The organism is Stieleria sp., assembly GCF_041595215.1.
GTDB lineage: Bacteria > Planctomycetota > Planctomycetia > Pirellulales > Pirellulaceae > Stieleria > Stieleria magnilauensis.
Genome location: NZ_JBFHKV010000566.1, coordinates 1 through 5,384, shown reverse-complemented (window position 1 = coordinate 5,384; position 5,384 = coordinate 1). Strand labels below are relative to the sequence as shown.

The 5,384-nt window shown below is 59.1% G+C and carries 3 protein-coding genes; all 3 read left to right on the top strand.

Annotation, left to right across the window (positions count from 1 at the left end; translation table 11 throughout):
- Window positions 1–276: 276 nt before the first annotated feature.
- Window positions 277–1,989 carry an arylsulfatase gene (locus ABX749_RS20145; RefSeq protein WP_372897552.1) on the top strand — a complete coding sequence of 571 codons (1,713 nt, stop codon included), beginning with the start codon at window positions 277–279 and terminating at the stop codon, window positions 1,987–1,989.
- A gap of 28 nt (window positions 1,990–2,017) precedes the next feature.
- Window positions 2,018–3,529: a sialate O-acetylesterase gene (locus tag ABX749_RS20140; protein ID WP_372897551.1), complete on the top strand. Its 1,512-nt coding sequence runs from the start codon at window positions 2,018–2,020 to the stop codon at window positions 3,527–3,529.
- 80 nt (window positions 3,530–3,609) lie between these two features.
- On the top strand, window positions 3,610–5,094 hold the full coding sequence (locus ABX749_RS20135) for an arylsulfatase (RefSeq protein ID WP_372897550.1): 1,485 nt from the start codon (window positions 3,610–3,612) through the stop codon (window positions 5,092–5,094).
- The last annotated feature ends 290 nt before the right edge of the window (window positions 5,095–5,384 follow it).

Sequence of the window (5,384 nt, the reverse complement as noted above, 5' to 3'; positions counted from 1 at the left end):
TTTTCGATGCGGCTTGCAATGCAACCGTTCAGCCTGTTCGTTCTCCTGCGTTTGATGTTCTTCAAAGACTTCCCGCTGCGTCAGCGGAGGCGAGGGATCGGATGTCGTGGACTTGAAGGCGCCTCCTTTAACCAACCACTCACCTCCGCTGACGCAGCGTGATGTCAACATTCCGGCCGTTGCCGTGCAAGGTCACCCGAAGCGGACGACTGAGACGATCTTTCGGCTACAATCCTTGGCGTTGTGGGTCGCGACAGCCATGGCAATCGCTCCCGCTTGTTGACTCGCCCCGGCGATTGCAGTGTCGCCACGGTCCGGTTCTGCGCCGGTGATCGGGGCGACCGGGTGCGTGTGGGGGGGATTCATCGCGGCTCCCCTGCCCTTTCGATTCGACTTGGAGAGTTCAACGTTTTGAACAAGACATCGCTTCTCGTTTGGTCTGCCGGATGGCTCATCGCGTTGGCGTCGGCCGACGTCGCTCGGGCCGCCGACGTCCTTCCCAACGTCGTCGTGATCTATGCGGACGATCTCGGCTTCGGTGATCTGTCGTGCTACAACGACGAGGCGCCTTACAAGACGCCTCGCTTGGATCAGATGGCGGCCGAAGGCATTCGTTTCACCGATGCGCATAGTCCCTCCACGATTTGTTCGCCATCGCGATACGGACTGTTTTCCGGACAGCAGATTTATCGTTCGACCGGCAGGGGCGGTGGGGCGTTCGAAGGACCAAGCGGCCCCAGCTATCTCAAGCCCGGCACGCAGACGATTGCGGACATGCTGAAACAGAAGGGCTATCGCACCGGTGTCTTTGGCAAGTGGCACGTGGGACTCAGCTGGTTCGACAAAGACGGACAGCGTCTCGGTGGCGGCTTCGAGAATTCGCTGCTGATCGATTACGAGAAGAGTACGCCGCTGATCGATGGCCCCAACGCCAGAGGCTTTGACGAATCGTTCATCACGCCCAATTGCCCCAATACCGACCCGCTGTACATCTACATCGAAAACGGCATGGTCCCGACGCCGGCCAGTGAGCGACACAAACGAGACACGCTGCCCAACCCCGGTGGCAAATGGCGGTGGGACAACGACGAAGGCTGGAAGTCACCGGGCTATGACTTTATCAATGCCGACCTGCTGTTCTACGAAAAGACGAAAGCGTTCATCACCGATCACGTCCGACAAACGCCCGACAAACCTTTCTTCGCCGTGCTGTCGACTCAGATCGCTCACGCACCGGTGTTGCCGGCCGACGAATTCAACGGAGTCACCGACGCCGGGCCGCGAGCCGATTTCGTCTGGCAACTGGACGCGATCGTGGGACGCGTGATTGATTTGTTGAAGGAGCTGGAGATCGATGACAACACCTTGGTGATGTTCAATTCTGACAACGGGGCCGAGACGCTGCACGTTCACTGGATGCGGCAAGACCACCAGCACGATCCGTCAGGCGGCTGGCGAGGCATGAAGCGAGACGGCTGGGAGGGCGGTCACCGCGTCCCCTTCATCGCGCGATGGCCGGGACACATCCCGCCCGGCCAGGTGACCGCTCAAATGACCAACACCACCGACATCTTCGCCACCGTTGCTTCGGTTGTCGGCGTTGCACTGCCCGACGACGTGGCAACGGACAGCTTTGACATGCTGCCGGTGATGCTGGGACAACAGCCAGAAACCGATTCGATTCGCCCCCATCTGTTGACGCAAAGTTTTCGTGGCGAGTTTCAGATTCGCCAGGGACACTGGAAGTATCTCGATCACAAAGGTTCCGGCGGCAATGGGTACGAACAAGGCAACATGGCACTGTATGCGCTGCCCGAACTCGCACCGGATGCGCCCGGACAGCTGTACAACTTGAAAACCGATCCGGGCGAGACGACCAATCTGTACTACAAGGAAGAAGCCAAACGCAAAGAGCTGCAAGCCCTGCTGGCAAGATTGAAGGCATCCGGCCGCAGTGCTCCCACAGGCCGCACGCCGTTCCGCAAGTAAATCCATCAAATAAAACGGGTCGACGATCATGTCACGCCTTTCGTTCCTGTTCGCATTCGTGATGGCGATCACTTGCACCGCCACGTCGGCGCAACAAGCCACATCACTTCAAAGCACCGCCGCTGCCAAATCCACAGACAACGCTCTGACCGTGGCGGGCCTGTTCAAGGACCACATGGTTCTTCAGCGTGAATGCGACGCCGCGATCTGGGGAACGGTAGAAGCTGGGCGCACCGTTGTGGTCGCCCCTTCCTGGACGCACGACACGTTCACGGCCACCGCGAACGAGCACGGCCAATGGCGCACGTCGATCAAGACGCCGGCAGCGGGAGGCCCCTTCCGGATCGACGTCAACAGCGGTTCGGAAACGAAGCAACTGTCCGACGTGCTGATCGGCGAAGTCTGGATCTGCTCCGGCCAATCGAACATGCAATGGAAGCTGCGAGGCTTTGGAATCGACCACTTCAAAGAGGATGTCCAGAAGGCAACGATTTCGACGATTCGGTTCTGCGATGTGCCACAGGTTTTGGCTTTGAATGGCCAGGACGATGTGAATGCTCGCTGGACAGTCTGCAGCCCCGAGACGGCGTTGAACTTCAGCGCGGTGGCGTACTTCTTTGGTTCTCGATTGCACCAAGAACTCGATGTGCCGATCGGATTGATCTCCACCAACTGGGGCGGATCTTCGGCAGAGGCGTGGACCAGCCCCGAAGTTCTCAAACGCGACTTCCCCGAATTCAATGAGCAATCTGCGACCTACGGCGCGATCGCGGAGCAATCCGGGACCTTGTTCAGCCGCGGTCAGAAACCGCCGAAAGGCTTGAACCAGCGCAGCCCCAGCGTGTTGTTCAACGCCATGATCCGGCCGCTGGTTCCGTTCGCTTTCCGTGGCGTCATCTGGTACCAGGGGGAATCCAACGTGACGCATCCGGAACAGTATCGCCGGTTGTTCCCCGCGATGATCCGAGATTGGCGGACTCGCTGGGGGCGTGGCAATTTCCCGTTCTACTTCGTCCAGATTGCTCCCTTCGCCTACAAACAAGAACCTGTCAGCGCGGCGTTTTTGCGTGAAGCCCAGATGATGTCGCTGTCCGAACCGAACACCGCAATGGTGGTGACGATGGACGTTGGAAATCCAACCAACATTCACCCCAAACCGAAGAAACCCGTCGGCCAGCGTCTCGCGTTGCTTGCCCTCAAGCACGACTACGGACGAACCGATCTTGTCGCGTCCGGACCGATCTATTCCGGGTACACCGTCGAGCAAGACGCTATCCGGATTCAGTTTGAAGAATTGGAAAGTGGTCTGGCCAGTCGCGACGGAAAACCGCTGACCCACTTCACCATCGCCGGCGCTGACAGAACGTTCGTCGATGCCAGCGCGGTCATCGACGGCGACACGATCGTTGTTCGTAGCGATCAGATCGCCAAGCCTGTGGCCGTACGATTTGGCTGGGGCAGTGGCGACATGACCAATCTATCCAATCAGGCCGGACTGCCCGCATCATCGTTCCGGACCGATGACTGGCCGATTCGTTGACGAGTGCCGTCGATGATTGGGCGACAGGGGCCGTCGCCACACACTGAATCACTCACCCCTACCCGAAAAATCTATCTCAAATGAAACGAAACGCTGTACTGACGCTTGTTGCCGCGACGATCGTTTTCGTCGGCCTGGCCGGGGATGATTCGCGATCCACGGCCCATGCCGCCGAGCCCCAACGGCCGAACATCATCTACATCATGCTCGACGAGTGGGGCTACTTCGAATCGGGGCACATGGGAAACACCGATCTGTTGACCCCGAACATCGACCGTTTCGCACAAGAGGGCATGCGGTTGACCAATGCCTACGCAGGTGCTCCCGTCTGCGGCCCGACCCGCTGTTCGCTGCTGACCGGTCTCCATGCCGGACACATGTCGATGCGAAAGAACGACGGGTTTTCACCGATTCGCGCAGAAGAACCCACCCTGGGCAGCATGCTCAAGCAACAGGGGTACGCCACGGGTGGATTCGGCAAGTGGGGCATCGGCGGACGCGGCACTTCCGGTGTCCCCGAACAGCACGGCTTCGATTTGTTCTTCGGCTACTACGACCAAGTCCACGCCCACACGTTTTATCCGCGCTACCTGATTCGAAACAGCGTCGAGGTGCCACTGCCAGGCAATCCCGGACTGAGCTTCTACGAAGGCGAGACCCATGCCCATCTCGCAATCTTCGATGAGTCATTGAAGTTCATCCGCAAGAACAAAGACCAAAGCTTCTTCTGCTACCTTCCCTGGACGCCGCCCCATGGTCTGTGGGGCATTGATGAAGATGACCCTTCCTGGCAGCTCTTCAAAGACAAACCGTGGACTGCGGGCCAGCAGACGGAAAACGATGCCAAGGTCTATGCCGCGTTCATGCATCTGATCGACCGTCAGCTCGGGCAGATCATCAGCCTGTTGAAAGAGTTAAAGATCGACGACAACACCGTGATCTTTCTCTGCGGCGACAACGGTGGACAGGACTATTTTGCGACCCCGGAGCGGCCACACGGATTCTTCGGTCCTAACCTGAACCCCGAGACCGGTGAACGTTTTCGCGCCGGGAAAGGCTCGCTGTATGAAGGCGGTCTCAAGGTGCCCTATCTGGTGCGTTGGCCGGGCAAAATCGAGCCGGCTTCGGTATCAGATCATTTGCTCTACTATCCGGACATCATGCCGACACTCGCGGACATCGCTGGCGCGGCGTGCCCGGCCACCGATGGCCTGTCGTTCGCCCCCACCCTGTTCGGGCAACCCGACCAACCCACGCACCCCTTTCTGTACTGGGAATACCAGGGCCAGACGGCGGTGCGGATGAATCAGTGGAAAGCCTATCGAGGCAGAAGCGGAAGCTGGGAACTGTACGACCTCTCCCAAGACGTCGAAGAAAAGCAGAACGTCGCCGACGAACATCCAGACGTCCTGAAGCAGCTCATCGCACAGGCCGACGAGGCGCACCACCCGGTTCGCCCCGGTGAAATCTACGACCGCCAGTTGACCGACAAGGACCATCGCCAAGCTCCTCACAAAGGAAACCTGGACTATCTGAAACGCAGCGGTGGGAAAACCACCGATTGAATCTTCACGCGCTCGATCGGACCAATAGGACAGATGTATCCTCTGTGAAGCCAACGTCCGATCCAGCCACCGATGAGCGAGCTCGGCGCGGGGGCGAGTGGTTTCCGCCGCGCAGGATACCCGCCCATTCCTTTATTCGGTCGAACCCGGTTCACGGGCTGTCGGTTTAGTCGATGTGCCGAAATCAACGCGATGATGTTAGCCGACGCGTGAGCAAGGGGCGCCGCGTGAGCAAGGGGCGCCGCGTGGCCCCTCGTTAACGCATGCGGGCTTAAACCGACAGCCCGGTC

Excerpts from the sequence above, each read along its gene's own strand:
- ABX749_RS20135 (WP_372897550.1), top strand. The coding sequence starts at position 3,610 with ATGAAACGAAACGCTGTACTGACGCTTGTTGCCGCGACGATCGTTTTC.
- ABX749_RS20140 (WP_372897551.1), top strand. The coding sequence starts at position 2,018 with ATGTCACGCCTTTCGTTCCTGTTCGCATTCGTGATGGCGATCACTTGC.